At 62.1% G+C, this 25208-nt stretch carries 28 protein-coding genes; 16 read left to right on the top strand and 12 right to left on the bottom strand.

The features are described from left to right. Positions 1 to 8: 8 nt before the first annotated feature. On the top strand, positions 9 to 1169 hold the full coding sequence (locus tag HY556_05285) for a M28 family peptidase (protein ID MBI4393200.1): 1161 nt from the start codon (positions 9 to 11) through the stop codon (positions 1167 to 1169). Here HY556_05285 and HY556_05280 read toward each other — a convergent pair. The 3 genes from HY556_05280 to HY556_05270 all read right to left on the bottom strand — a co-directional run bounded on the left by HY556_05280 (position 1166) and on the right by HY556_05270 (position 5076). After that, positions 1166 to 1453 carry a hypothetical protein gene (locus tag HY556_05280; protein ID MBI4393199.1) on the bottom strand — a complete coding sequence of 96 codons (288 nt, stop codon included), beginning with the start codon at positions 1451 to 1453 and terminating at the stop codon, positions 1166 to 1168. The two genes, HY556_05285 and HY556_05280, sit on opposite strands and share 4 nt — an antisense overlap. Before the next feature lie 59 nt (positions 1454 to 1512). Beyond that, entirely contained in the window at positions 1513 to 2421 is a 909-nt protein-coding gene (locus tag HY556_05275; protein ID MBI4393198.1) for an EamA family transporter, read from the bottom strand. Between the two features lie 108 nt (positions 2422 to 2529). After that, the gene (locus HY556_05270) at positions 2530 to 5076 is read right to left on the bottom strand and encodes a HEAT repeat domain-containing protein (protein MBI4393197.1); all 2547 of its coding nucleotides are present in this window, start codon (positions 5074 to 5076) and stop codon (positions 2530 to 2532) included. A 174-nt stretch (positions 5077 to 5250) separates the two neighbouring features. Here HY556_05270 and HY556_05265 point away from each other — a divergent pair, with 174 nt between their 5' ends. The 7 genes from HY556_05265 to HY556_05235 all read left to right on the top strand — a co-directional run bounded on the left by HY556_05265 (position 5251) and on the right by HY556_05235 (position 11487). Then, positions 5251 to 5844 (top strand): nucleotidyltransferase domain-containing protein, encoded by a 594-nt coding sequence (locus HY556_05265; protein ID MBI4393196.1) that lies wholly within the window; start codon positions 5251 to 5253, stop codon positions 5842 to 5844. Next, positions 5802 to 6248: a HEPN domain-containing protein gene (locus tag HY556_05260; protein ID MBI4393195.1), complete on the top strand. Its 447-nt coding sequence runs from the start codon at positions 5802 to 5804 to the stop codon at positions 6246 to 6248. Before HY556_05265 ends, HY556_05260 begins: the two co-directional genes overlap by 43 nt. A gap of 80 nt (positions 6249 to 6328) precedes the next feature. Further along, the gene (locus tag HY556_05255) at positions 6329 to 6541 is read left to right on the top strand and encodes a hypothetical protein (GenBank protein ID MBI4393194.1); all 213 of its coding nucleotides are present in this window, start codon (positions 6329 to 6331) and stop codon (positions 6539 to 6541) included. Continuing rightward, the gene (locus tag HY556_05250; GenBank protein MBI4393193.1) at positions 6538 to 7629 is read left to right on the top strand and encodes an aminotransferase class I/II-fold pyridoxal phosphate-dependent enzyme; all 1092 of its coding nucleotides are present in this window, start codon (positions 6538 to 6540) and stop codon (positions 7627 to 7629) included. The genes HY556_05255 and HY556_05250 overlap by 4 nt, the downstream gene beginning before the upstream one ends. A gap of 117 nt (positions 7630 to 7746) precedes the next feature. Beyond that, the gene (locus HY556_05245) at positions 7747 to 9897 is read left to right on the top strand and encodes an oligopeptide transporter, OPT family (protein ID MBI4393192.1); all 2151 of its coding nucleotides are present in this window, start codon (positions 7747 to 7749) and stop codon (positions 9895 to 9897) included. Further along, positions 9894 to 11051, top strand: a complete 1158-nt coding sequence (locus HY556_05240) for a formate--phosphoribosylaminoimidazolecarboxamide ligase family protein (protein ID MBI4393191.1) — start codon at positions 9894 to 9896, stop codon at positions 11049 to 11051. The genes HY556_05245 and HY556_05240 overlap by 4 nt, the downstream gene beginning before the upstream one ends. Before the next feature lie 37 nt (positions 11052 to 11088). Next, positions 11089 to 11487 (top strand): VOC family protein, encoded by a 399-nt coding sequence (locus HY556_05235; protein ID MBI4393190.1) that lies wholly within the window; start codon positions 11089 to 11091, stop codon positions 11485 to 11487. Positions 11488 to 11608: 121 nt separating this feature from the next. On the opposite strand, the gene HY556_05230 is transcribed toward HY556_05235, so the two are convergent. Continuing rightward, the gene (locus HY556_05230; protein MBI4393189.1) at positions 11609 to 12511 is read right to left on the bottom strand and encodes a Fic family protein; all 903 of its coding nucleotides are present in this window, start codon (positions 12509 to 12511) and stop codon (positions 11609 to 11611) included. A gap of 127 nt (positions 12512 to 12638) precedes the next feature. After that, positions 12639 to 13739, bottom strand: coding sequence for a glutamine synthetase beta-grasp domain-containing protein (locus HY556_05225; GenBank protein ID MBI4393188.1), 1101 nt, complete (start codon positions 13737 to 13739; stop codon positions 12639 to 12641). 380 nt (positions 13740 to 14119) lie between these two features. Between HY556_05225 and HY556_05220 the strand changes: the two genes are divergently transcribed. After that, positions 14120 to 14563: an Lrp/AsnC family transcriptional regulator gene (locus HY556_05220; protein MBI4393187.1), complete on the top strand. Its 444-nt coding sequence runs from the start codon at positions 14120 to 14122 to the stop codon at positions 14561 to 14563. Here HY556_05220 and HY556_05215 read toward each other — a convergent pair. The 4 genes from HY556_05215 to HY556_05200 all read right to left on the bottom strand — a co-directional run bounded on the left by HY556_05215 (position 14558) and on the right by HY556_05200 (position 16261). After that, positions 14558 to 14980 carry a GNAT family N-acetyltransferase gene (locus tag HY556_05215; protein ID MBI4393186.1) on the bottom strand — a complete coding sequence of 141 codons (423 nt, stop codon included), beginning with the start codon at positions 14978 to 14980 and terminating at the stop codon, positions 14558 to 14560. The two genes, HY556_05220 and HY556_05215, sit on opposite strands and share 6 nt — an antisense overlap. 57 nt (positions 14981 to 15037) lie before the next feature. Then, the gene (locus HY556_05210; GenBank protein ID MBI4393185.1) at positions 15038 to 15250 is read right to left on the bottom strand and encodes a helix-turn-helix transcriptional regulator; all 213 of its coding nucleotides are present in this window, start codon (positions 15248 to 15250) and stop codon (positions 15038 to 15040) included. 237 nt (positions 15251 to 15487) lie between these two features. Beyond that, positions 15488 to 15679, bottom strand: coding sequence for a hypothetical protein (locus tag HY556_05205; GenBank protein ID MBI4393184.1), 192 nt, complete (start codon positions 15677 to 15679; stop codon positions 15488 to 15490). Between the two features lie 144 nt (positions 15680 to 15823). Next, entirely contained in the window at positions 15824 to 16261 is a 438-nt protein-coding gene (locus HY556_05200; protein MBI4393183.1) for a tellurite resistance TerB family protein, read from the bottom strand. Positions 16262 to 16409: 148 nt separating this feature from the next. Between HY556_05200 and HY556_05195 the strand changes: the two genes are divergently transcribed. Both HY556_05195 and ltaE read left to right on the top strand, forming a co-directional pair. Next, on the top strand, positions 16410 to 16859 hold the full coding sequence (locus HY556_05195; protein ID MBI4393182.1) for a hypothetical protein: 450 nt from the start codon (positions 16410 to 16412) through the stop codon (positions 16857 to 16859). Positions 16860 to 16927: 68 nt separating this feature from the next. After that, positions 16928 to 17977: a low-specificity L-threonine aldolase gene (gene ltaE, locus HY556_05190; GenBank protein MBI4393181.1), complete on the top strand. Its 1050-nt coding sequence runs from the start codon at positions 16928 to 16930 to the stop codon at positions 17975 to 17977. Between the two features lie 9 nt (positions 17978 to 17986). Here the strand turns inward: ltaE and HY556_05185 are convergent, their stop codons facing one another. Further along, the gene (locus HY556_05185; protein MBI4393180.1) at positions 17987 to 18766 is read right to left on the bottom strand and encodes a methylase; all 780 of its coding nucleotides are present in this window, start codon (positions 18764 to 18766) and stop codon (positions 17987 to 17989) included. Between the two features lie 113 nt (positions 18767 to 18879). Between HY556_05185 and HY556_05180 the strand changes: the two genes are divergently transcribed. From HY556_05180 to HY556_05165, 4 genes are all read left to right on the top strand, one after another. Beyond that, complete coding sequence (locus HY556_05180; GenBank protein MBI4393179.1) at positions 18880 to 20223, top strand: protein kinase; 1344 nt, start codon at positions 18880 to 18882, stop codon at positions 20221 to 20223. Positions 20224 to 20308: 85 nt separating this feature from the next. Further along, positions 20309 to 20716, top strand: a complete 408-nt coding sequence (locus tag HY556_05175; protein ID MBI4393178.1) for a hypothetical protein — start codon at positions 20309 to 20311, stop codon at positions 20714 to 20716. Between the two features lie 65 nt (positions 20717 to 20781). Then, the gene (locus HY556_05170) at positions 20782 to 21453 is read left to right on the top strand and encodes a hypothetical protein (GenBank protein MBI4393177.1); all 672 of its coding nucleotides are present in this window, start codon (positions 20782 to 20784) and stop codon (positions 21451 to 21453) included. Between the two features lie 170 nt (positions 21454 to 21623). Continuing rightward, on the top strand, positions 21624 to 22427 hold the full coding sequence (locus tag HY556_05165) for a zinc ribbon domain-containing protein (protein MBI4393176.1): 804 nt from the start codon (positions 21624 to 21626) through the stop codon (positions 22425 to 22427). Between the two features lie 12 nt (positions 22428 to 22439). On the opposite strand, the gene HY556_05160 is transcribed toward HY556_05165, so the two are convergent. Next, positions 22440 to 23663, bottom strand: a complete 1224-nt coding sequence (locus HY556_05160) for a hypothetical protein (protein ID MBI4393175.1) — start codon at positions 23661 to 23663, stop codon at positions 22440 to 22442. A 3-nt stretch (positions 23664 to 23666) separates the two neighbouring features. Continuing rightward, positions 23667 to 24257, bottom strand: coding sequence for an endonuclease (locus HY556_05155; protein ID MBI4393174.1), 591 nt, complete (start codon positions 24255 to 24257; stop codon positions 23667 to 23669). Between the two features lie 183 nt (positions 24258 to 24440). Here HY556_05155 and grpE point away from each other — a divergent pair, with 183 nt between their 5' ends. Next, entirely contained in the window at positions 24441 to 25043 is a 603-nt protein-coding gene (gene grpE / locus HY556_05150) for a nucleotide exchange factor GrpE (GenBank protein ID MBI4393173.1), read from the top strand. Positions 25044 to 25208 lie beyond the last annotated feature (165 nt).

Here is a 25208-nt window from a genome sequence, read left to right as displayed (position 1 = left end):
GAACGGCAATGGCGCGCGATATGGCCGTGAACGGGAAGACCCACGCATCCAGCCTCATCCTAGGGGCCCTTGTAGTCCTCTCGGGCTGCGTCTCCACGCAACCGATTGCGACATCGTCCACCCTAGCCGACGCGGAGCTTTCACCCGCCGAGCTCATGGCTCTTCTGGAGAGTGCGACGCCGCCGGCCGTCGATGCGAAGCGTTCCGTCGATTGGCTGATCCGGTTCACCGACGCGTACGGTCCTCGAGTGACCGGAAGCGCCGTCGAGGCTCAGGCCACCGAGCACATCATCTCCGAATTGAAGGCGATGGGTTACACGGTGGAATTGAGGAACTACGCGGTCGCCGGGCTCACTGCACAGACGGGGAGCAAGTTCCCGCTCGGGCCGCTACGGGCCATCGTGGCGCACATACCGGGGACCACGGATCCCAACCACTGGGTAGCATGGGGCGGGCATTACGATTCGAAGGCCGCGTGGCGCCAACAGGTCATCGATGAGACTCTGCCCGAGGCCCAACGCGTCGTCGAGAACCGTTCCGCGAATTGGACTATGTACCGTTACGGCGTCACTCTGAAAGGTGCTTACGACAACGGGTCCGGCACGATGATAAGCCTCGAACTGGCGCGCCTTCTCAAGTCCGTTCCCACGGAGAAGACGCGGGCCGTGATCCTTTTCAACGGCGAGGAGGAAGGGCTCCTTGCGTCGCAGGCGTTCGTTGCCGACATCAAGGACGACCCCTTCGTGATCGACACGTACATCGGCTTCGACATGGTGGGGATCAACTGGCCTTCCACCGCCGGATGCATGTGTATATATTCGGGCGCCTCGACGGCCGATGTCTTCAATCCCCTGCAACGCGCGATAACGGTCGACATGTTGGGTTACCCGGAGGGCGAGTCGGCCGTGCAGATCCTCAATTTCTCGACGCGCAATAGCGACGAGCGGAACTTCGACCGGGTGAACATCCCGGTGATGCGCTGGAGCGGGATGCGGCTCGCGTCGGACTACAACGCCTACCACGCGCCCGACGACACGATGGAGAACATCTACACCGTGGCGGGCGGGCGCGGCATGTTCGAGGCAGGCGTGGAAAAAGTACTCACAAGTACGTACTACACGGTGTTGGCGCTCGACAAGTTGGAGATCGAGTACGAGCGGACGGACTAACCGCCGAAAAATGCCCGCCCGATACCGGTCAAGATACCGCTGACGATGGCCGAGATTATCGCCGCCACGAAGCCCGCCACGATCGCGCCTGCGGACCCCGCCATCAATCCCGCACCGACACCAGACTTTACGCCTCCTCCTAGTAAACCCACGCCCACACCTAGTCCGCCCCCGATGGCGAAGCCGAAAATGAACCCCAGAAGTCCGGCTGCGACAAAACCGCCTACACCGCCGCCAACGGCGGATATGACGGTGATGATGACGACGCGCTTCCACCCGGCCACGATCTTCGACCTTCGCACCGCACGACGGGGCAAAAAGCATTGCCATCCCTTCGAGCGCGCTACTTTCCCGCACTGAGACGAGAGCCCGCCCGGGCGCCAATGGTCGAGACCAGGTAGATTCCCGCGATGATCATGGCGCCGCCGACCAGGACGGCTGGGCCCACGACCTCGCCGCGATACCAGAATCCAAGGACGAGCGCGATCACAGGGATGATCACGGCGATGAACGACAACGTGGTCGCCTGCCACGTCTTGAGCAGCCAGAAATAGAGTAGGAAGGTGACGACCGACCCGAGGACCGCAAGATATGCAATGGCGAAAAGCGCCGTCGGGGCCGTCGGGATGATAAGCGGTTCGCCGAGGGCGGCCGCGCCAACGAAAAGGAGGACGGCCCCGATCATCATGGCGACCGCGTTGAGGCCCACCACGTCGACCGAGTGCCCGCGGATCTTCGTGGTGACCGAGGAGATGGAGGCGAACGTGGCCGCGAGGACGATGGCCAGCATGGGAGCAAGGCGCGAGGGATCGAACGTGAGGCTCTGGTTGAATATGACCAGGACACCGACGAACCCGAGGGCGACCCCGGCGGCGCGCCTCCCGGTCAACCGCTCGGCCGGGATGAACGCGTTCGCAAGAAGCGCCGTCTGTATCGGAAGCGTTGCGAAGAGGACCGCCGTGAGACCGCTTTCGAGGACCTGTTCGCCCCAGTATATGAGGCCGTAATCGAACGTGAAAAGCAGGATGCCGACCGCGACCGCGAGATGAAGCGACGGCCCTTTCAACGGGAACTTGGAGCGAAGCGCGATCCCGGCGACAATGAGGATGACCGCCGCAAGAAGGAAGCGCAGACCCGCCGCCATGAGTGCCGACGTGCCATCGTAACCGACCTTGATCGCAAGCCACGTCGAGCCCCAGATGAGGCAACATGCGGCGAAGGCGAGCGGGGCAAACCACGCAGAGGATCGCACAAGGCGTGGAGCCGCCCCCGGATGATGAGGGTTACGGGAACATCACGGAAAGCGATTGCCGTTTCCGGGATGTTTCCGTCGCCGGCCGGCGCCCACGGGCGCCTTGAGTCATCGCTTTCGCGCCCCGTTCTTCCCCGCCTTCCCGACTTTCTGTTCCACGTCCGCGATCTTGAGTTCGAGCTGTTTCATCTTCTCGCGCATCTCCTCGAGCTCCTTCTGCGTCTTCGCGTGGGTCGCCTGCTCTTCCTTCTTCTCGCGTAGAGACTTCAGAGAAAGCCTTGCCGTATGCCGGAGCATGCCTATGGGGTCCGTGTTCGCGCCCCGATCAAGAGCGGCAAACGCACGGGATTCGACCACATGGGCGAGCGCTTCATACGTGGCTCTTCGTTGCGAATGCATCTCATCCCTTGCCGTGTCGGCGAGGGCGTCCATGATGTCGTCGCGCTTTTTCTCAAGTGGTTCCCAGAGCCTCCCGAGCGCCGATATCGCGGCGTTGCGGATCGTCGACGGCCTCCCATAGGCCGTCTCCTTGACGATGAGGGAGACCGCGCGTTCGTCCTTGAGTTCCGACAGTCCGGAAAGGACACCGGAGGGGATGACGTCGTTGTGGCTTTTCCTTGGGAGGTTCTTGGCCAGGACGTCGAACGCGCGCTCTGATCGTGTCTTCCCAAGGGCAGCGAGCGCGTAGGCCACCACGTAATCGCTCTTGTCGCTTCCGATCGTCTTGATTAGCGCCTCCACCGCGGGCGGTTTCTTGAAACCGCCGAGCGAGTCGGCGACGGAGCGACGTACGCGCGGATCCTTGTCCTTGAGGCCCTTTAGGAGTGACTCCAGGGCGAGGTCGTTGCCGATGGCGGCAAGGGCGCGGCCCGACGAAATGCGCACGACGTAGAACTTGTCGCGAGTCAAACTGGCCTCGAGCGCCGCGATGACCTTGTCGTCATTGATGACCTTGCTCAATCCTTCGGCGGCCGTGATCCGCCCGATGATGCCCTTCGAGTTCGCGAGCTCGTGGAGAAGCTCGTCCTTCTCCTTCTCGAACTTCAGCCGTTTCAAGATCCATTGGTCGGGATCGAACTGGACGAGCTTTGGCTTTGAATCGACGACCAGATGGAAGGTCTGCTCGGCCTTCTCCACGTCGAGCTTGAACGTCTTCGTCCTCTTCTCGGTCTCGACAAGTATCTCCACGGGCATGCGGAACATCGGTGTGTCTTCGGTCACGGTCTGCTTCTGTTTGACGTTCAGGACCACGGCAGACACGCCGTCGTTCCATGACCACTTGACCTCGTATTCCGGGTGCCCCGCCTTGTAAAGCCATTGGCGGAAGACCCAATCTAGGTTGCGGCCGGTCGCCTCTTCAATCGCGATCTTGAAGTCGTTCGTCTCGACGTTCTTTCCCGCGTTCTTCTTGATGTAATGGTTGATGGCCTTCCAGAACAGGGCGTCGCCGAGGGCGTACCGGATCATGTGCAACGCCCAAGCGCCCTTCGGGTACGTGTGCCGGTCGAACATGTCCTCCGGGTCGGTGAACATGTTGGTGACTACGGGCCGGCGGTAGCTGTTTGAATCCTCGTCCATGTACGACTTGGCGTTCGCGAGCATGTGGTACTGGAATTCGTCCTTCCCGTGCTTGTGCTCGTAGAAGAGAGCATCAAAATATGTGGCGAAGCCCTCGTTCAGCCAGATGTGCTCCCAACTCTTCGTCGTGACTAGGTCGCCCCACCATTGGTGGGCGAGCTCGTGGGCGACGAGCCCGTCGGGGTCGAAGTCGGCGCGCGTCTTCTCGTCGACGAGGTACTTCTCGTTCACCGTCGTGAGCGTCGTGTTCTCCATCCCGCCCCACATGAAATCGGTGATGACGACTTGATCGTACTTCGCCCAAGGGTACGGGTGGCCGATGGACTTCTCGAAGAACGCGATGACCTCTTTCGTGGCCTTGAACGTGGGGGCCGCGAGCGCTTCGTCCTTCGCTCTGACGTAGTAACCGAGAGGCACGTGACCGGCCTTATCCTTGACTTCCGCGAATTCGCCTATGACAAGCGCGATGAGGTAGGACGGATGCGGCTTGTCCTGCATCCAGTGGAACGTCCTCGTCTTCGCTCTCTTGTCGTGCTTTGCCGAAAGGAGCCTTCCGTTCGAGAGGGCGGTGAGACCGTCCCTTACCGTGGCCACGACCTCGCTCGTCATCTTGTCGTTCGGGGAATCGTAGATGGGCATCCAGTACCGGTTGTCCTCCTGCTCGCCCTGGGACCACACCTGGTACGGCTTGTCAGGATAGCCTTTGTCCGGCCGGATGAAATAGAGGCCTTTCTTCGGTGAGGCGGAGTAGAAGACCTTGACGCGCGTCTTCTGGCCTTCCTTGAGCTTTCGGCCGAGCCGGATACGCAGCTTCTCCGCGAGTCTCTCGAACCGGAGGCTTTTACCCCCCTCGACCACGCGCTTCACCTGCAGGTCGATGGCGTCGAGTTCTATCTCCGACACCGCGGCGATGGCGGACAGCTCGATCGTCGCACTCCCGCCGACAGTGCCCGCCTTCTCGTCGACGCGGATGTCGAGGCGCACGTGGTCGATGTCGAACGTCTTGTCCCGGACGAAGTGCTCGCGGTGGGTCACTTCGACGAAGGACTTGTAGGGGGATTTGGTGTCCGGCTTCATCTGGTTCCCGAATGAGGGGCTTGGCATAAAGGAAGTGGTTGATGCGTGCCTGACCCTCGTAGCTCGGGGCGTTGATTGGAGAATACCTCGGGCCGCCACCGGCTCGTTTTTCAAGCGCACCCGGGGCCCTGCGCCTCGAATCCTATAAATAGGATATTGTCCTAATGATAGGATATGCCGGAACTCGCATGGACCGAAAGGGCACTGGGATCGGCGTCGAAGATCAGGATCTTGCGCCTCCTTTCGAGGAGCCCCGACCGGATATTCAACGAAGCCGAGATAGCCCGCAACGTCAGAATGAGCCCGAATACGGTGAACTTGGCCTTGCGGGACCTCAAAGCCGGTGGTCTCGTGACGACGCACGGGTCGGGACGAGGCGAACAAGTACAGTTTCGTTCCGCGTCCACTTTCAGCGAACCTCTGAGGAGATTGTTCAAATCTGAGGAAGAACTGGCACAAGCGTTGGTGTCGACAATCGCCGGAGTCCTGCCGAGCGATGTCGTTTGCGTTCTCTTCGGAAGCGTGGCCCGCGGGGAGGCAACGGCGGAAAGCGATATCGACGTCCTCCTCGTAGCGAAAAGCCACGACGCCGCCGCAGAGGCCGGAGTACGGGTGCGGCGGGCAGCGAGGGCGATCTACAAAGGCCGCTACAACATGCTCCATTCCACGCCGTCTGAATTGCGCCGCGCCTGGGAAACGCCGCTTATCCGATCCGTAAGGACCGATTGCATACCCATATCAACGAAGAGATTGGAGGACGTGGTCTGAAGACGCGAGAGCTCGACCGGGCCCGATCCGGCATCTACCTGACCAAGGCCAAGCGATTCCAACGAGCCGCGGAATCAGCCCACGCGGCTGGTGACTGGGACCCCACGGTCTCCGCCGCGGTCCATGCCGTGATCAACGCCCTCGATTCCTTGTGCGTGAAGCGACTTGGAAAACGGGCCGCCTCGGAAAACCACGACGATCTCCTCGACCTCTTCGAGACGATCGATGGAGTCTCCTCGCGCGACCGCGACGCTATTGCGAAGCAAACGGGGAACCTCCTCGCGACGAAGCACGCGGCCGAGTACGAGGACCGATTGTGCGACGAGCAGGAATCGGCGCGGGCCCTCGATTGCATGCACCGCGCGATGGACAAGATCGAATCGTTGATCTCGGTGCGGCACTAGTCGAGGCCGCAAACGTCGCTTCTGCCCGCCTACCTTACCCCTAACCTTTATTACCTTCCAAGGATAGAGCGGCCCCAAAGATGGCGCTCGGTGACGGATGGTCGTGGCGGACGGTCGCGGTGGTGGCGGTCGCGATTGCGATTGTACCGCGGCCGGCGATGGGCGACTACCTGCAGCAGGGCGCTGATGCCTTGAAAGGGGACACTCTTCTCACCGACGGCCAGAGGGAGAAGGTGAGGACGCTCGTGGACGCTTGGTTCGCGAAGGAATCGGGAGGAAAGACCCTTCCATGAGGGTGAGCTGCCGCTTTCCCACATTTGCTCTCGACGAGTGGCTCGACGCCCACGAATCGCGCGCCAAGTACGAGATAGCGACAAGCGCCATCCCCGGAGTGACCTTCGAAAGCCTTGGGATCGACCTCTCGAAACTGGGACTCGGTTATTCGGAGGCGACGGGTTCTCCCGAGCTATACCGGGAGCTTGCCCTGTCGGAAAAGGTCGACAGCGAGCGAATAGCCATCACGACGGCTGGAACCGAAGCCAATTTCCTTGGACTGCTTTCCCTCATCGACCCCGGGGAACGGGTGTTGGTCGAAACGCCGACGTACGAGCAGCTCGCCGCGGTTCCCGCCTTCGCCGGCGCCGACGTGGAACGCGTGCATCGGCGTGAGGACCTCGATTGGGGGTTCGACGTCGACGAGGTGCGCTCCGGGTTCGAACGGGGCGCCAAGCTGTTCGTTCTTGCGAACCCGAACAATCCGACGGGCAGGGCGTTGGATGTCTTGGAGATGAAGCGGCTCGCGGAGGTGGCCGCGGAGCACGAGGGGGTTCTCTTCGTTGACGAGATCTTCCGGGAACTCGCGCTGAAGCAGGTCCCCCCAGCGCATTCGATCGCCGATAATATCGTCACGACGAACGCGTTCTCCAAGTGCTTCGGGCGCGGCGGCCTGCGAATCGGTTGGCTCGTCGGCCCCATCGAACTTGCGGCCGAGGTGAGGCGCGTAAGGGGCTACACTTCGGGCACGCCTCCGGTAGTCTCACAGGCGCTGGGGATTCAAGCCCTGAAGTCCAAGCCCCGGCTCCTTGAGCGGGCAAGGCGCATCCGGGACACTAATCTTGGCATCATGCGGAGGTTCGTTGAGGATTCTAGCCTCGTCTCCTGGCGCGAACCTTCCGGGGGCATCATCGGAGCGATCCGCTTGCCAAAAAGCGTCGACGACGAAAAGTTCGCGCGGCGGCTCCTCGAAGAACACTCGACGCTCGTAGTGCCGGGCGGATTCTTCGGTCTCCCCGGCTTCGTACGTGTCGGGTATGGAGGGGATGCGACGGTCCTCGCGAAAGGCCTAAGCGAATTCTCGACGGCGCTACGGGCAAGTCTGTAGCATCGCCGGCCCCGCGGATCGGTTTTTTGCCTTCGCCTGTGGGCCCGGCGCACCCGCACGTCTCGGGCCCGAATCGTCTACGGCACACTTATTATTGTCAGGCGCAATCCGCGCCCTGTGCCAGAGCCAGGAACCGCGGCCCCACCGGCGGGCGAGGGCCCGTACATCCCGGCGGACCGGTCGATCCCCGAATTCACCATCAAGGCGATCCTCCTTGGTGTGATCCTGGCCGCGATCCTCGGCGCAGCCAACGCGTATGCCGGGCTACGCGTCGGGCTCACTGTCTCGGCGAGCATACCGGCAGCCGTCATCTCGGTCGGCATTCTGCGGGCGTTCAAGAACTCGAACATCCTCGAAAACAACATCGTCCAGACCATCGCTTCCGCCGGGGAAGCCTTGGCCGCGGGCGTCATCTTCACGGTCCCCGCGTTCGTCCTCGCGGGAGCGTGGCAGGACATCCATCTCCTGGAGGTGACGGCGATCGCCATCGCCGGAGGGACCATCGGCGTGCTTTTCACAGTGCCACTGCGCCGCGCCTACATCATCGAGGCAAGGCTCCCGTTCCCGGAGGGGGTCGCGTGCGGAGAGATCCTCAAAGCCGGCGAGGAGAAGGGGGAAGGGATGCGCGTACTAGCGGGGGGAATCGTCCTCGCGGCGCTTTTCAACTATGGGCAGCTCGGGATGCGTCTCTGGACGGACACGGCTCAAGCGGCCACGCGATTCGGCAACAGCGTGTTCTATCTAGGTTCGAGCCTTGCGCCGATCCTCCTAGGCGTGGGCTACATCGTCGGTTTTCGAATCGCCATGCTCATCATGATGGGAGGCGCCATCGCATGGTTCATCCTCATCCCGATCTTCATGACGATGCGGCCGTTCCCGGTCGACGCCGCGGGGGCGCAGCTTTCAGACATCCCGGCCGCCTTCGCGGCCTGGAACGCGAACGTGCGGTACGTCGGCGGCGGGGCGATGATCACCGGCGGCCTCTACACGATCTTCAAGACGAGAAAAAGCCTGAAGCGGGCCTTCGACGACGGCGTCACCCAATTCCGCCAGGGCAAGGACGCGCCCAGAGCGCTTCGGACCGAACGCGACATACCGATGATCCAGGTGCTCGTCGGTTGCCTCCTCCTCACGATCCCGATCTTCGGGATCTATTGGTTCTTCACGCAGTCCATCACGCAGGCGGCGCTGGCGGCGATCGTGATGCTCATCGCTGGATTCCTCTTCTCGTCCGTCGCCGGTTATCTCGCCGGTGTGGTCGGTTCGAGCAACAATCCGATAAGCGGGGTGACCATCGTGACGCTCATCTTCTCGTCGTTCCTTCTCCTTGCCGCGGGCGCTACGGGGGCGCAAGGCATACAGGGAGCGCTTGGCGTCGCCGCGGTGATCGCCTGTGCGGCCGCGATGGCTGGCGACAACCTCCAGGATCTGAAGACCGGCCAGATCGTCGGCGCGACACCCCGGACGCAACAGATCGCCCTCATCGTGGGAGTCGTGGTCACGGCCCTCATCGTCGGGCCCGTCCTCAACGTCATAGACGCCGCCTACACGATCGGAAGCCAGCAACTGCCCGCCCCGCAGGCGTTCCTGATGTCGTCCATCGTCCAGGGCCTTTTTGCGCAGACCTTGGACCTGAACCTTCTCGTAATCGGCATGGTGCTCGCGGTCGGCCTCATCGTGCTCAACCTACCGGTCCTTCCTGTTGCGGTGGGGATCTATCTTCCTCTGACGTTGTCCGTCCCGATCTTTGCCGGCGGCATCTTGCGCCTCCTCGTCGACCGGTACCTGAAGAGCCGGTACCCCTTGCAGTCGACCATCCGCGCCGGGGAGGGGATCGTGCACTTTGCGAGCACCGAGACCGCGCGCAACAAACGCATCCACTCGGGCGTCGAACGCATCGGGATACTGCTCGCTTCGGGCCTCATCGCCGGCGACGCGATAACCGGTGTCGTGATCGCTTTCATGATAGTGGGCGGAGTGAGCACGACTTTGTTCGCGCCTCTCATAATGGTCTTCCTCCTCGCGGCGGGCGCCGTCGTCGTCTTGCGGCCCGGCCGGCTCGGACAGGTGATCACCTTGCTCGGAGGCCTCATCGTCGGGGGAGGAGCGACCTATTACGTCATGGCGAGCGGCATCGACATCGCCTTCACGCCTACGATCTTTTGGCCAGGGCTACTCATCTTCCTGTACATCGCGGTCATTCTCATCTACATCCCGGTACGCGACCTCCTTCTTGGCCGACACTTGGAACGGGGTGACGGAACGTGATCGAACGCGCCTCCGTGCTCAAGAACCTGAAAACCTATGACCCTCGAAAGGTCTCGGTTGCGGTCCTCGCGTCGCATTCGGCGCTCGACGTCTGCGACGGTGCGGTCGACGAGGGGTTCCGGACGGTGGCCATCTGCGAGGCGGGCCGCGAGAAGACCTACTCGGATTACTTCCGGGCGAAGCGAGGCCCAGATGGAAGACCGCTCCGGGGGATCGTCGACGAGGCGATCGTCCTGCCCAAGTTCAAGGACGTCCTGACGGCCGACGCGCAGAAACGGCTCCTGAAGCAGCAATCGATCTTCGTTCCAAACCGCTCCTTCTCTTCGTACGCCAAGGTCCAGACAATCGAGGACGAATTCGCCGTCCCGATTCTCGGCTCGCGCTCGATGCTCAAAGTCGAGGAACGGGACGGAAAGGACTCCTACTACAACCTGCTTGAGAAGGCCGGCATCCCTTTCCCGCCGGAGGTAAAACGTCCGGAGGACATCGAAGGCCTTTCGATAGTGAAACTCCATCACGCGAAGAAGAAACTTGAGCGCGGTTTCTTCACGTGCGCCTCGCACGAGGAGTACGTCAAGAAATCGGAGGCCATGATCCGCGCCGGGACCATCGAGCGGGCCTCGCTTGCCAACGCGCGGATCGAGAATTACATCATCGGCCCGGTGTTCAACTTCAATTTCTTCCACTCCCCGCTCGAGGAGACGATGAGCCCGATAGAACTCCTGGGGATCGACTGGCGCTTCGAATCGAGCCTCGACGGGCACGTGAGGCTCCCCGCTCCGCAACAGATGTCGTTACGCGAAGGCGAGATGTGGCCCGAATACACGGTGGTCGGCCACAACTCGGCGACGATCCGCGAATCGCTTCTAGAGAAGGTCTTCGACATGGCCGAACGGTTCGTAGGTGCTGCGCGCACGCATTACGCCCCCGGCATCATCGGCCCCTTCTGTTTGCAGACTTGCGTCGACAAGGACATGGACTTCTTCTGCTACGACGTCGCGCCGCGTATCGGCGGCGGAACCAACGTACATGTCTCCGTGGGCCACCCTTACGGGAACGCCCTATGGAGAAGGCCGATGTCGACCGGGAGGAGGATCGCGATGGAGCTCCGTCGCGCCGTGGACGAAGAGCGCCTCGAAGAGGTCGTGACGTAGGCCAAAGATTCAAACCTCCTTTGTCTAGTTCAAAGTCATGAGGTTCCTTTTCGGCTACACCGGGCTAAGGGTCGTCGACCTTGAGGCGAACATCCGGTTCTTCACGCAAGGCCTCGGCATGCGCCTACGGGAAGGCGCCCTCGTCAAGGAGACAGGGGGAACGCTTGTCGAACTCGTGGCCGGAGATGCGAGTCACTTCCTTGAACTCAACTACTACCCGCCAGGGAACCCGTACGCCACGCCGTATTCGGCCGGCGAAGCGCTGGATCACCTCAATTTCAAAGTGGAAGGGGGAAAACTCGATGACGCGATCGAGACATTGGAGAAGGCCGGCGGGAAACTCGTCATCCCGCCCTTCCGCGAAGGCGGCGGCCGATTGGCCTACGTGAACAGTCCTGACGGGCACACGGTCGAGTTGCGGGAGCCAGCGCCGTAGCTCCTCGTTACGCCCATGTGTCGCGGCCCTTCCCCCACCTCTCTCGATAATCCTTTGCTGGTCGTCCGGATCGATGCGGTAGACTTGTCAACGTGTCACAGCGGACGGCCGACGCGGCCGTTCACCCGTCACCTTTGCGCCCCATCGCGTCGGCATAGATAGCAAGAGCCCGCCGACTCGTCTTCCATTCTCCCTTCACCTTGATGGCGGGAAGTGCGGCCTGGCTCGCCCGAAGGGCAAGGTACTTCCGATCGTAGGGGCCGCTCTTTCCGAGATTGGTGATCGTCTGGAGCGCGTCGTCTGCCGTGCCCACTTGATCCAATAGGTCGAGAAGGCTTCGCCCCATGGTCGCCCGGAAGAGATCGCGCAGCGGGGCGAGGTCGTTCTTGTGGCCCGCCTGGAGCGCCGCCACGTACTCGTCCTTCTCGGGAGGGCCCAGATGGATAGGCGGCCAACTCTGCCGCATGAAGTGCATGTTGAGTAGCAATCGCCCCACCCGGCCATTCCCGTCTTCGAAGGGATGTATGGCTTCGAATCTCCAGTGCATCCACGCGGCGAGTTCGAAGACGTCTTCACCGGCGACCCAACGATGCGCATAATCTTGGGCCCAGTGGCGCATCAGGAGTGGGACTTCCTCCGGTCTTGGCGGTTCGTATTCCGAGCCGAAGATCATGACGCGGATGGTGCGCCACGTGCCTGCGTGCGGTTTGGTGTTGCGGAACACGTCGGTGTGAAGGTCGAGCGCGATCTCGGGCGTCACGAGTCGATCGACGAGCGGCGGGAGCCGTCGGAATACCGCGTCGTGCTGCATCGTCTCCGCGATGTCGCGGGCAGGTGCGGTGCCGCGCATCTGGTCGCCAAGTAGGAGGCGCTCCACCATCCTGCGGGTCATCGTGTTCCCTTCGATCGCGTTCGTGCCCCATGTGTTGAGTGCCGAGGTGCGCTTCCAGACGGGCTCCGGGAGGACCGCGATGGGGCTTCTTGCAAGAAGGGCGTCACGCAATGCCTGTAATATGGAAATCACGTAAAGGATAGTCTATTCCATATTCTATTTATATGTATGTATGGAATATATGAAAAAATGCCTAAAAGAAAAGCTGGCGGGGCGAGCCTTGAGCCCGCCCGCCGCACGCGCCATCGGACGCGGACGGTCAGTGTCCGTGTCCGCCGGTCTTGCGTTTTGGCACGATGCCAACGTTGACCCCGTACGTCGGGTCGGAGACGCCGGTCTCCGGCGGCACGCCAAGAACAACCGTTTCAAGGAGGAGCCTGGTCACGCGATATGGGTCCATATTGGCCGCGGGGCGCCGGTCCTCAAGGTAGCCCGCGCCCTTCTTGGAAGTCGCCAGGGGAATCCGCACTGACGCCCCACGGTCCGAGATGCCCCAACGGAATTCGGTGATCGGCGCCGTCTCGTGTCGACCGGTCAACCGTTCCTCGTTGTGAGCCCCGTATTCCGCGATGTGCTTCGCGTGCGCTTTCTCCAGGGCGAGGCACGCTTGTTCGATGTACTTCATGCCGCCGGCCGCGCGCATGTCCTTGGTGCTGAAGTTCGTGTGTGCGCCTGTTCCATTCCAGTCCCCTTTCACGGGCTTCGGGTACAACGTGGCGCTGATGTCAAGGTCCTCGCCGAGGCGGTAGAGGAGCCACCTTGCGACCCACAACTGGTCGGCGACCTCCAATGGACCTACGGGCCCGATCTGGAATTCCCATTGGGCGGGCATGACCTCGGCGTTCGTTCCACTGATCTTGAGCCCCGCTTCGATGCAGGCCTTCGTGTGCCGTTCGACGAGCGCACGGCCGAAAACCTCGTCGGCCCCGATGCCACAATAGTATCCGAATTGGGGTGCAGGGAAACCGTTCTCCGGCCAACCCAGGGGCTTCGCGCCCCGCCAGAGCGTGTACTCCTGTTCGATGCCGAACCACGGTTCCGTCTTCGCCGTCTTCTCTGCGACGGCGCGAAGCTTGGAGCGCGTGTTCGTGACGTGAGGGGTCCCGTCGGCATTCATCACTTCGCACATGACCAATACGTTCGGTTCGCCGCGGATCGGGTCCTTGAAGAACGAGACCGGAGTAAGAACGCAATCCGACTTGTCCCCCGGTGCTTGGCCGGTGCTCGATCCGTCGTACCCCCATTCCGGGATGTCCGTCAACGATTCCACGTGGTCGACGTCGAGGATCTTGGTCTTGCTTCGAAGCTGTTGCGTGGGCGTTGCGCCGTCCATCCAGATGTATTCTGCTTGCAAGGTCATGCGTGGGCCCCCCAATGGGCAATCACCATGTATGGAAAATAGATAATAAACCTTTCTGGAATTGATTCTCTCACCGAAAAAACAGTCAAACGACCGTTTATTTTGATGGAAAACAGTCATTAAGAGAAAATCGAACCGGATAATGACTGGGCGGCGCGCGGTTGTCCGTTTCTTCACCTTGGAAGAGAACGGCCGACGGGCGAAGTCGGGTATGCGACCGTTCTCGTGCGCGGGATCGCGCGATTCGATCTCCCGCACACGGCATCCTTGTTGCCGGGCCCTCGCGCATGCCGCGATTCCACCCCAAACGTTCAATACGTTTGACCGGAAAACATATGAAGTTGGATACTATTGACCGCCTGGCGATATAATTGTCGTTCATCCTTGACGAACTGGACTTGAAAATCGTACGCAGCCTAAACAAGAATGCCCGTAAATCGTACCGGGACATTGCACGCGAACTCGACATAGCGCTGTCGACCGTGAGCAACCGCATCAAGAGGCTCCATGAAGCGGGAGTCGTCACCGGCTACGTTCCCGTGATCAACCCCAACGTCATCGGGTTCGATCTCGTCGTCATTGTGGGCGTCCGTATCGCGCACGGGAAACTCTTGGAGGTCCAAGGGAAGATCGCCCGCAACCCCCGCGTCTTCGGCGTCTACGACGTCACCGGCGAATGGGATTCGATGATCTTGGCGCGCTTCAAAGACAGGGACGAATTGAACGATTTCATCAAGGAGATCCTCTCGCTGGACAATGTGGAGCGGACGAACACGCAACTGGTACTGAACAGTGTGAAAGAGGAGAAGCGGCTCGTCCTATGATGAGGCGGCGCGCCAGACCATAGGGACGAACCCTTTCGACGCGCAGTGGAGCTCCGCCTTGCGCTTGAGCGAGACCGGAACGGATTCGAGGTACCGAAAACCTTGTTTCGCAAAGAATCCGGGCGCAAGGGCCAAAGCATAGACGGGAGCGTTCGCGCGCTTGAGCACCGCGGCCACGATCCGTTCGCCAAGACCCATGCCTCGCCACTCCTTGGCGACGGCGACACTTGCGAGCTCCAACGTCCCATCTGGCAAAGGCTTCAAGCGGGCGCAGGCGAGGATCTCTCCCTTCGCCTCCATCACGACGAATTCGTGGTACTTGAATTCCGCTTCAAGGCCTTCCGCCGCCAGCAGTGCCTGCACCGCCGCGAGGTCCGTGGGGAGCGCTTGACGCGCGTTCATGTCGTTCAACAGCAACGGCAGCACATCTCGCAGCAGGGTTCTTTGTTTCCGTCCATGTCTTCACCTCCTCTTCTAAGGGACCAACGTCCTGGCCTCTTTGGTCAACCGATAGTACGTCCATTTGCCGCGCCTTTCCGGGGTCACAAGACCCGCGGTCTCAAGACACGCCATGTGGTGGCTCACGGTTGCGTGCGTAAGACCGAGCGCCGCTTGGATCTCGCAACCGCATAGCTCGCCTCGGCGTTTCAGGAGCGAAAGGGTTTGCAACCGCTTTTCGTCGGCCATCGCCTTCGCGTGCAAGAGGGCGCGGGCGAACCCGGGGGCGGCGCTGGCCGCTTCGACGATCGCTTGGAGATCTTCGGTGCAGCACTTGGGATCTTCGCCCGTAAGGCGTTCGAGCCGACGTTCCAACGGGGTCTCGGTCCTTGCTGAAGCCATTGTGTCGATGTACATCTACATGATTATATGTAGATTGTGGTCTACATGATTATCAGGAGCGACACCGCCGCCGCGGAACCGGGCTCAACCCGACATGCGGCCCAAGAGGACGAACGCCACACCGGCCACTGCCACCATGATCCCCGTCGTGAGAAGCGTCGGCGCGACCGGCGCGATCGAAGGGGCCGTCTGGAACGCGAATGTCACCGCGATGACCATCATCCCGGCGATAGCGGCGAGAAGCCCCAGGAAAAAAAGAAGTCGACCGCCGGCCACGACAAGGGAACTTACGAGGTTATCTTAATCGTGTGGGCGAAAGAGGGATCGGAGAGAATGACGGGAAAGAAGGATGGGAAAGAAAGAAGGGGCGGGCGGAGCGCGATGAAGCACCCCGCGGCCGACTTCCCAAACGCTCGGGGTTCAACCCTTGTTCTTCAACGCGATGACTTCGACGACCTTCAACGCGAGGTCGTCCGGCACTCCCAACGAGTACTGGATCTTCTCAAGGAATTTCTGCTCGGCCGGTGCCACTTCGCCGTCGGCAAAGAGGAGGTCCGCGGCGACCGCGAACGCGGTGGGCTTGAGGTCGGCGGGGACGGCCTCGGCGGAGTGTTTCATGAGGTTGTCCACACCCTGGCTCTTGACGACACGGACGAGCTTGCCGAAGATGTCGTTCATCTGGCGCTGGTTGAGGCCCCGGAAGAGCTTCATTCGATTCATGGTCGTGCCAAGGCCCAACGCCTCTTCCTCCGTGATGACGCCATCTGCCGCGACAGCGCACAAGGCGATGCCGGCGAAGCCTTCCTTGTCGTTCAACTTCTCATTGGTCGTTCCGATAACTTTGTCGAAGAGTCCCATGCTCAATCGCCTCCTGTGGAAGCGCCGCCCAATCGGGGAGCCCCTATTTCAGCTTTTTCCGACCCCCCTGGAAACATATCTTGGGCGGAAGGGAAGGACCGCTACGCAAAGAAAGATAAGGACATCATATCAATCGCGGAGTGTCAACGTGGCCGCCTCTCTATTCTGTGAACATAAACGGATCGCGCTCCAATGCCCCGAATGCTCGCCGAAGAAAGTAGGGTACCTTGATCGGGCCGATTTCGCGACCGCCTGGGGAACGATGCGGCGTCGCTGCAAGATCGAGGGATCCATCACGGACATGCATGACGGGTCGAAGCACAAGGTCTTGATCGTGGAGTATCCCACCGTCACGCTCCAATGGCCCGCATCGCGTACGGCCCGCTTGACGCTTCGACGCGACGACGTGAAACTCGAGTGGCAGCGCCTCATGACGACGGGTTTCCTCGACGTGCCGCCGTCGAAGACCCAGGCCCAGAGGGACACTAGCCTCGCCGCATCGCTACTATCTCTTCTTCCTTACGTCGAGAAAACCGCCGTTTCCGGGACCATGAGGCTCGTCGTCGTCGAGGAAGAGCTTCCGCGCCCGAAAAAGTGACGCGCGAGACGAGGGCGACGCGGGCCACGCCCAATTTTCATTAAGGTGCACCCCCCTTGCCACGATGGATGTCGCCCATGGACCTTCGTTCGGACACGGTGACCAAACCGACCCAGGCGATGCGCGAGGCGATGGCCGCGGCAGAGGTGGGCGACGACGTCATGGGCGAAGACCCGACCGTGAGACGTCTGGAGGAACTCGCGGCCACGAAGGTCGGAAAGGAGGCGGCCGTTTTCGTGCCGTCGGGCACCATGGGTAACCAGGTCGCCGTATTCACGCACACAAGACGTCTCGGGGAGGCGATAGTGGAGGCCGAGTCACACCTCTACTACTACGAGGCCGGCGGGATGTCGCAGCTTTCAGGCGTACAGGCCCGCCCGCTAAAGGGAACGCTCGGGATGCTCGACCTCGACGAGTTGAGGGCCGCGATCCGGCCGGACGAGCAGCACCATCCGCCGACTACCCTCGTGAGCCTGGAGAACACGCACAACCGGCACGGCGGCGCGCCGCTCGCGGTCGATTACACGAAGCAAGTGGCAGAGATCGCGCACTCACAGAAGATTCCCCTGCATCTCGACGGCGCGAGGCTGTTCAACGCCGCGATCGCTCTCAAGACGGAGGCGAAGACGCTCGCGGCACCGGCGGACTCCGTGATGTTCTGCGTCTCCAAGGGGCTTTGCGCACCCGTAGGTTCGCTCCTTTGTGGAACCACCGAGTTCATCGGCCGCGCCCGCAAGACCCGGAAGATGTTCGGTGGCGGGATGCGCCAAGCCGGCGTCATCGCGGCGGCCGGGATCGTTGCGCTCGAAACGATGGTCGGTCGGCTCGCGGACGACCATGCGAACGCGGCGGTCCTTGCGCGGGGCATCGAATCCGTTCCCGGCCTTCGACTTGCCTACCCCCAGCGCACGAACATAGTGATCTTCGACGTGGCCGGGGCCGGGATCACCTCGCAGGCCCTCGTCGACGAAGCCCGTAAGGACGGCGTCCTTGTCTCGCCGAGGACCCCTACTTTCATCAGGGCCGTGACGCACCACGACGTGTCCCGTGGGGACGCTCAAAGGGCGTCGGACGTGATCCGCGATCGCGTGAAGCGATTGACCGATCGCGCCCATTGACGATTCCGGTCATCCTCGCGGCGCGTGAAGGTTGAGAACAGAGAGGGTCGCGAGCACCGCTTCTTCTGTCCGAACCGTCTGCGTCCTCTGGCCAGGCACTGTGTTCAGGTAAAGGTCGAAAGTCGAGAGGTCGCGCCTTTCTGTGGTCAAGATCTCCTCCAATCCTTTCGAAGGGGGTCCGAAGGCGATGGCGGTGCGCCCGGCCGGGAAATCCTTGAACCCTTCGCGTACATCGAGCCCGAGTCTTGACGTTCCGATCTTCAGCTTGAAACCAGACAAGGCCTCGCCCAAGTCCTTTGCACGCCTCGTCGTGAAGCCGGCCCATTCCCCTGACGGAACCTGTTCGACGATCACGCCGACGGACGACGCCTCCACGACCTTGACAAAGAACCGCCCTGAAGGCGCGGCGCCACGAAGATTCGCGGCCCGTTCGAGGCCAGCCTCGACACCGCCACGCACACCTACCGCCTCGCGATATTCCCCGGGTGTGGCTCGGTGTCCTGCGAGGTGCGCTTGCGTGTTGAGCGGCGGCAAGAGGCCAGCGAACTCCAATTCTTCGGAGAGCGCGAAAAGACGCTTCCGCAAGTACGGCGCGGTCGCTTGGTAAGCTAGGACCTTCTCGATGAAGCGGCCGTCGTTCAACGACGCCTCGTCATAGACCACGACCTCCTCGACCCCGAATATCGCCGCCGCGCGACCGATCTGGCCGATCTTCAAAGTCTTCGCGCGTTTGTCAGCGACGCCTTCCGTGAGGCTGCCGGGGATGAGCAGCGAAATACGCGAGCGCACCGCGTCCTAACCGCGGGCTTCCCGATAATGGTTCGTGGTCCTTCGACGTCCCGGCCACCCACGGATTCCCTAGCCCAGCTAGATTTGAAATACGGACCGGCTGTTTGATGGATGTGACGCAGAAAGAGAGGCCGATGGGCGTTACCATCCTCGCGGTGGTTTACGGCATCCCCGCCGCCGTTTTCGCCCTCCTCGCCATCGGCAGCCTCCTATTCTTCGGCCTCATCTCAGGCCTCCTCCCAGCGGATTACCGATCCTTCGCCAACGGGCTCGGTGTCGCAGCTACCGTCCTTTTCGCGATCCTCGCCGTTCCCTTCTACTTCATAGCCGCCGGCCTGTGGAAGGGAAGGCAATGGGCGCAAGGCATCGCGATCCTCGTAGCAGGTCTCTACGCGGTCGGCGGCCTTGTCGACCTTGGTCTCGAAGACATCGTGGTCTCGACTTTGCCAGGCGCTTTGATCATCTGGTATCTCCTGCGGCCGGACGTCAAAGCGTTCTTTGCGACGGCGAAGAACGTGACCGTCGCCCTTCCCGCGGCAGAATCGGCCGCGAACCCCCCAACGACCCGCCCCACGAATTCGGCGCCGCCGTACGCCTTGAACGCCGCTGTGGCTGCCCCGGCAGTTGCCCAGACGAAGAGCTATCGCGACCGCTTCAAGATCGAACGCGAACTCGGCTCAGGGGGTTTTGGCAAAGCGATGCTCGCCAAAGACGTGGTCCTCGACCGCAAGGTCGTCCTCAAGCAGCCCCTTACATCGTGGCTTGCCGGGGGCGAGAAGATCAAGAAGCGGTTCCTCCAAGAGGCGCGCCTTGCCGCCCGCGTCCACCACCCGAACGTCGTGAGCGTCTACGAGGTCATCACGGACGAAGAGCCGCCGGTCCTCGTCATGGAGTACGTCCAAGGCGGGAGCCTTGAGGACGTGCTAGATGCGCGCAATCGCTTGACGCCGGAAGAGGCATCGCGGCTTTGTGTCGACGTTCTCGCTGGTCTTGAGCAGATTCACGCGGCAGGGATCGTGCATCGAGACCTCAAGCCCGCGAACGTCCTCCTCACGACGAACGGTGTAGCGAAGGTCACGGACTTTGGAATCGCCCAGGTCGAACCTGAGGCGGGAAGCGCGACGGTTACGGCGAGCACGATGGCTCTTTCGGGCACCGTCCTTTACATGAGCCCCGAGCAGGCGCGAGGCGACCCGGTGGACACGCGCACGGACATCTACGCGATGGGCGCGATCCTTTATCGCATGCTCACCGGCGACCATTACGTCTCCCTCGACGGGCAATCCGATTTCAAGGCGCGACAGACAATCCAAGACGCCCTGCCGAGGCTGCCAGCCGACGGGATACCATGGCAATACGAGGGTGTCGTGAGGACGGCTTTGTCGAAGGCGGCCGGCGACAGATTCCAGACTGCCGCCGCGATGAGGGAAGCGCTCCTTACGGCCCAGAAGGCCTGAAGTCGGCGGCGTTGCGCCAATCAGAACGGAGAAATACCGAGCGCGGCCGTCTTGGCCTGGGGTTTCATACTTGGCGACGACACCGATGGCAAGACCTACGGGCATTACGATCTTGAGCATCCTCGCGGGGATATCCGCGCTGTTTCTCATCCTTGGCGGACTCGCACTTGTGATCGGGGGTTCCCTCCTCGCGAGTGTCGCAGGCGGCACCGGCGGCGGGATCCTCGGCGCATTGGGCGGTCTTCTTGGCGGCTTCCTTCTCGTATGGGGCCTCCTCTACGCGGTCGCGACATGGGGCCTCTGGACGGGCAAGCCGTGGGCGTGGACCGTCACGTTCGGCTTGACGGCCTTGGGTCTGGTCATCAGTGTCGTCGGCTTCAACATCATCGGGATCGTGATAGACGCGGCCATCCTTTGGTACCTCTGGCAACCGGCGATCAAGGCATTCTATGGCAAGGCGCCGGCGCCGATGGCAACGCCCACCACGCCTTGACGCCGCGGTAACGCGATCTCGGGGCCAAGGTTGAAAGGCGCCCACCACATCCTCTCGTCTCGACCATGAGCGTCCGATGCGCCGGTTGCGGTTTGACGAGCGGCGCGGCCACCGCCTTTTGCGCCGCTTGCGGCCGACCGCTCGCAGGGTCTTCGACACTCACGGCAACCGGCTACGCCGGGCCACCTGTCTCTGGCGGCCCAGAAAATGCGCTCGGTGGGCGACAGACCCGGTTCACGGCGCCAATCGAGCCTTGGATGATCGGCAAGCCGCGCTCGACGGCAAAACCGCGGCGCCCGCCAGGAGTCGCGGTGCTCGCCGGCGTGGAGCTGATCACCGGGGCGCTCTTCGTCGTGTTCGGGTCGATGTTCATGGGGTACGGGAACGCTGCCGAGCAGTTCTTCGCGCCCGAAGCCGGAGCCGTGTTCGTGCCCTCGTATGGAGCCGCCCTTGGCGGGTTGCTGTTCTTCCTGGGAGTCGTGTATATGCTCCTCGCTTGGGGGACCTTCACAGGGCGGGGATGGGCGTGGACCGTGGCTTTGATCCTGCAAACGCTTTGGGCCTTCTACAACGCCGTTACGATTACCATCACCTTCGGTTTCACGTTCCCCTTTCTCTTGATCAACGCGGTGACCATATGGTACCTCTTGCGACCCCCCGTGAAGCGCTTCTTCGGGCAGGCCGTGGACCCGGCGATGCAGGTGCCCCTATCCGAGGCCACGCGTCTCCTTCGGTGAGCGCCGGTTCCACCACGGAGAGTGGACGCCTTCGTCCTACACGCGGTCCCACACTGGGTTGCAGCATGTCGCGTCCGGACCTGACGTACCGCCCATGAATCTTTTCCGGCATCGTCGCGTCGCCGAGTGGCCAAACTTGATGCCTGTCCACGCCATGGCCTTGACCTGCCATGACCGTGCGATGCCCGACGTGTTCGACCCCGAACCAGGACGCGAACAACTACTGCGTCGCGTGCGGAAGGTCGCTCACTGACCAAATCCGTGCGCCTCCCGTTCCCGGCAAGCCAGCGGCCGAGGTGCGATGCGCGTCATGCGGGACCGCCAACGTGGCCGCCAACGTCTTCTGCGTCCAATGTGGAAAACTACTGAAGCCGCTCGGGCCGACGGCGACGGGGAGCAACGCAACTTACGTGCCTCAACCACCGGTCGGAGGCCAAGCGCCTTATGGAGGCCAGCAACCGTCGTACATCCCGAAGTCAGAGCCCTGGATGATCGGGCCCGGTGGGTTGCCCGAGACGAAAACGCGTCCCCTGGGCGTGACTATCCTGGCGGTTCTCGACGGCATCGGGGGTGGGCTTCTTCTCTTTGCAGGCCTCGTCTTCCTCGTCCTCGGCGCGGCCGCGGAACGCTTCCTTGGGCCCGACACGGACCCCCAATTGTTCCAAGCGATCGGCGGGGCGCTTGGCGTCGTTTTGTTGCTCTTGGGCCTTGCATACGCGGGGCTTGGATGGGGGCTTTGGAAGGGCAGGGGGTGGGCGTGGATAGTCACCATCGCCTTCCAGGCGATCGGTATCGTTTACAATCTGGTGACCATCCGCGCGTCGGCCGGGGCCGGCGTGTTCGGGCTCATCCTGAACGGCGTCATCATCTGGTATTTCCTGCGGCCGCACGTGAAACACTATTTTGGCCAGGGGCCGCCGCCGGTGACGCGACCGACGATCGTCGCGGAACCGCAACAACCGCCACGCTTCTAGGGGACCGCCCCGTCAAGCATTGAAGTCATCGAGCCGTTTCTGTCTCAGGAGGTTGGTGACGAATGGGCTTCTCCGGTGCCAGTCCTTGAACCGTGCCGTCGTGGACACGTGCGCCATCGCGGCCGCGGCTGAATCGAAGAAGAGCGGGTTTGTCGTCATGGCGTTTCGCACGCCTTCGCGGATCACCCAGACGCCAAGCGGGGCCCAGTACTCCTCGGTGATCTCCCGATAGATGAGAACCGTCGCCTGCCTTTGCCTCGCGACGAGGTGTTCGAGGACGGAGAGCCTCGCGGCATAGTAAGCGCCGGCAGTGTTTTCCGCATACCCCGTGCGCCCATCGTAGGCTTCATGGTCCTCGGTGACGATGTTCTCGCTCGCCCAAAGCGAACCCTGGTGCCATGCTTCAAGGAGCGCGTAACTCCACGACCGCGGGATGAGGAGCACGTGGAAGTGGTTGCCGTAGAGGGTCGCCGTCCTGTACTCGACCCGGCCGATTTCCTGGGATCCCTTCGCCTTCTCGATGAGCTCGAGCCCCAGCATGTCGTCGACGGCGGTGATAGACCATCTCGTGGGCACGAGTTTTCGTCGCCTCTCCTCCCCGAGAAGCCCTATCGAGAGGAGCCTTTGGTTCTGGTAGGACGTGACGCCGCTCCTGTAAAGCTCGCCGATCGCCGTCCGGGCGCTCGCATGGACGTCCGACGTGAGCGCATCGACGCGGCGAGGTATCACGGGCTTGTCGATGAGGACTGCGCTCTCCGCCTGTACGGACGGTCCCATCGGGGCGGCGAACGGGTCGACGCTCGCCTGGGGTTCGAGGTGGTAATGTTTCCGTGTCACGACCTCGGTCTCGACGGGTCTTATGGACATCGCGAGAAGCTGCGACGTCTCCAACATTCCCTTTGGGTCGCGGGCGTCCGTCACGCGGTACGCGCGTTTGCTTCGAAGAAGGGACGAGCGCATCGCGATCACTGAATCCATCGAAAGCCCCGACCACGTCGTAGGATCGTCAAGGCCGACCGTGACGCCCTCCAGGGGAGCGGAGATGAGGGGCCCGATACTGAGCTTCGGGTATCCCTCGTGGCCCACGAAGACGGCTGGCGGGGAAGGCCCGCGCAACTCCTTCCCGATGAAGGGGCGGGCCGGCATCTGGGCGCGGACCTTTTCAAGGAGTGGGCATGGATGGATCCCACAGAGCCCGCGGGTCCCCTTGCAACGGACGCAGAGTTCGCCGAACACCTGTCATCGAATAGGAGCAGCCCGGGGAATAGCGTTGCGGTGGGTCGCGTAGTACGCGCAGGAACGCGCGAGTGGGCAGGAGTCGCATAGGGGCTTGGCCCGGCAATGGCGTTTGGCATGGACGACCAGGAGAGCGTGGTATTCCGAGGATGTGCGGACGTCGGCGCCGACCGCCGCCTTGAAATTCCCCCTCACTTCCTCATAATGGTCGCCGATTTCGAGGCCCAACCGCCCGAATATCCGACGCGTGTACGCGTCGACGACGAACGTGTCTTTTCGAAGAGCGTAGAGGAGGATGGAATCTGCGGTCTCAGGACCGACGCCGTCGAGAGAAAGGAGATCGGCGCGGAGGTCGTCGGTCGGGCGTTTCTTCAGCGAAGGCACGCCGCCGGCGTCGATGAGGAAGCGCGCGAGCCCTTGGAGCCGTGGCGCCTTCTGGTTGTAGAAGCCGCTTGGTCGGATGAGGTGCTTCAGCCGCCGCACGTCCGACTTCGCGATGGCGGATGGGGTGAGAGCGCGCTCTGCCCGAAGATTCGAAATGGAGCGCTCCACGTTGGTCCAAGCGGTGTTCTGGGTGAGTATCGCGCCCGCCATCACTTCGAACGGCGTTCGGGCCGGCCACCACGACTGGGGGCCATAATGGCGGTGCAGGCGGCGAAACACCGCGCGTATCCGCCTTGACAGGTTCCTCTCGGGGGAAGCCACGGCGAGGCAAGAGGTTCGGGCTTCTTAACATTGGGCGCAAGATTCTTCCCGAAGGCGCGCCCTAGCCGCGATGTGACCCGCAAGGAAGAACCCGCGCCGAGGCCCGTCGAGGCCGGACACGCGAAGACGGCCGCCCATGGAAAGGCCCAGGGCAAGGAGACATCGCCGTCTTCGAAGGCGAAGGCGGGCCGCGGGAAGGAAGAGTTGGAATCGTTGCGAAAGCGCCTCGAAAACGAGACGAGGCGCGTCGAGGAGTTGCAAACGAGTCTCGTGCGGCTCCAGGCCGATTTCGAGAACTATCGGAAACGATCGGCGAAGGAGAAGGCGGAGAACCAACGCTTCGCCAATGAGAAACTCATCCTCGATGTCGTCGACATACTCGCGAATTTCGAGCGGGCAGTCGAGGCCAGTTCTGGAAACGACAGCCTGCACGAAGGCATCGGACTGATCCTGAAGCAATTCCGGAACCTTCTCGCCCGGGAAGGAGTGGAACGCATCGAGGCCGAAGGGGCGAGGTTCGACCCGAACCTACACGAGGCGGTCATGCGCGAGGAGACGATGAGCTTCGAGCCCGGCGTCGTCATCCAGGAGTTCGAGAAGGGGTGGACGCTCCACGGCAAGGTCATAAGGCCCGCGAAGGTGAAGGTGGCGGCCCGGGGCGAAGCAAACGGATAGGCCACGTGGGGCCCCGGAACAGGGGAGACTGTCAACTTAGGGAAATTCCCCGAGGTTCGCTTTTAGAACCCCCGGATTCGGTTCGGTGACGTGAAAGGGGCCCCGCCCCCTAGCGGAAATTGCACTTACCCGCAAGGGGGGATGGGACCGTGCGCCTGTTGGCGC

It is taken from the genome of Euryarchaeota archaeon (assembly GCA_016207515.1).
In the GTDB taxonomy this organism is placed as follows: domain Archaea; phylum Thermoplasmatota; class SW-10-69-26; order JACQPN01; family JACQPN01; genus JACQPN01.
The sequence above is the reverse complement of the archived record's forward strand: the minus strand, read 5'-3'. Positions and strand labels throughout refer to the sequence as shown.

Excerpts from the sequence above, each read along its gene's own strand:
- HY556_05285 (MBI4393200.1), top strand. The coding sequence starts at position 9 with ATGGCGCGCGATATGGCCGTGAACGGGAAGACCCACGCATCCAGCCTC.
- HY556_05270 (MBI4393197.1), bottom strand. The coding sequence starts at position 5,076 with ATGAAGCCGGACACCAAATCCCCCTACAAGTCCTTCGTCGAAGTGACC.
- HY556_05265 (MBI4393196.1), top strand. The coding sequence starts at position 5,251 with ATGCCGGAACTCGCATGGACCGAAAGGGCACTGGGATCGGCGTCGAAG.
- HY556_05255 (MBI4393194.1), top strand. The coding sequence starts at position 6,329 with ATGGCGCTCGGTGACGGATGGTCGTGGCGGACGGTCGCGGTGGTGGCG.
- HY556_05250 (MBI4393193.1), top strand. The coding sequence starts at position 6,538 with ATGAGGGTGAGCTGCCGCTTTCCCACATTTGCTCTCGACGAGTGGCTC.
- HY556_05235 (MBI4393190.1), top strand. The coding sequence starts at position 11,089 with ATGAGGTTCCTTTTCGGCTACACCGGGCTAAGGGTCGTCGACCTTGAG.
- HY556_05225 (MBI4393188.1), bottom strand. The coding sequence starts at position 13,739 with ATGACCTTGCAAGCAGAATACATCTGGATGGACGGCGCAACGCCCACG.
- HY556_05210 (MBI4393185.1), bottom strand. The coding sequence starts at position 15,250 with ATGGCCGACGAAAAGCGGTTGCAAACCCTTTCGCTCCTGAAACGCCGA.
- HY556_05200 (MBI4393183.1), bottom strand. The coding sequence starts at position 16,261 with ATGGGACTCTTCGACAAAGTTATCGGAACGACCAATGAGAAGTTGAAC.
- ltaE (MBI4393181.1), top strand. The coding sequence starts at position 16,928 with ATGTCGCCCATGGACCTTCGTTCGGACACGGTGACCAAACCGACCCAG.
- HY556_05175 (MBI4393178.1), top strand. The coding sequence starts at position 20,309 with ATGGCAAGACCTACGGGCATTACGATCTTGAGCATCCTCGCGGGGATA.
- HY556_05170 (MBI4393177.1), top strand. The coding sequence starts at position 20,782 with ATGAGCGTCCGATGCGCCGGTTGCGGTTTGACGAGCGGCGCGGCCACC.
- HY556_05165 (MBI4393176.1), top strand. The coding sequence starts at position 21,624 with ATGACCGTGCGATGCCCGACGTGTTCGACCCCGAACCAGGACGCGAAC.
- HY556_05155 (MBI4393174.1), bottom strand. The coding sequence starts at position 24,257 with ATGGCGGGCGCGATACTCACCCAGAACACCGCTTGGACCAACGTGGAG.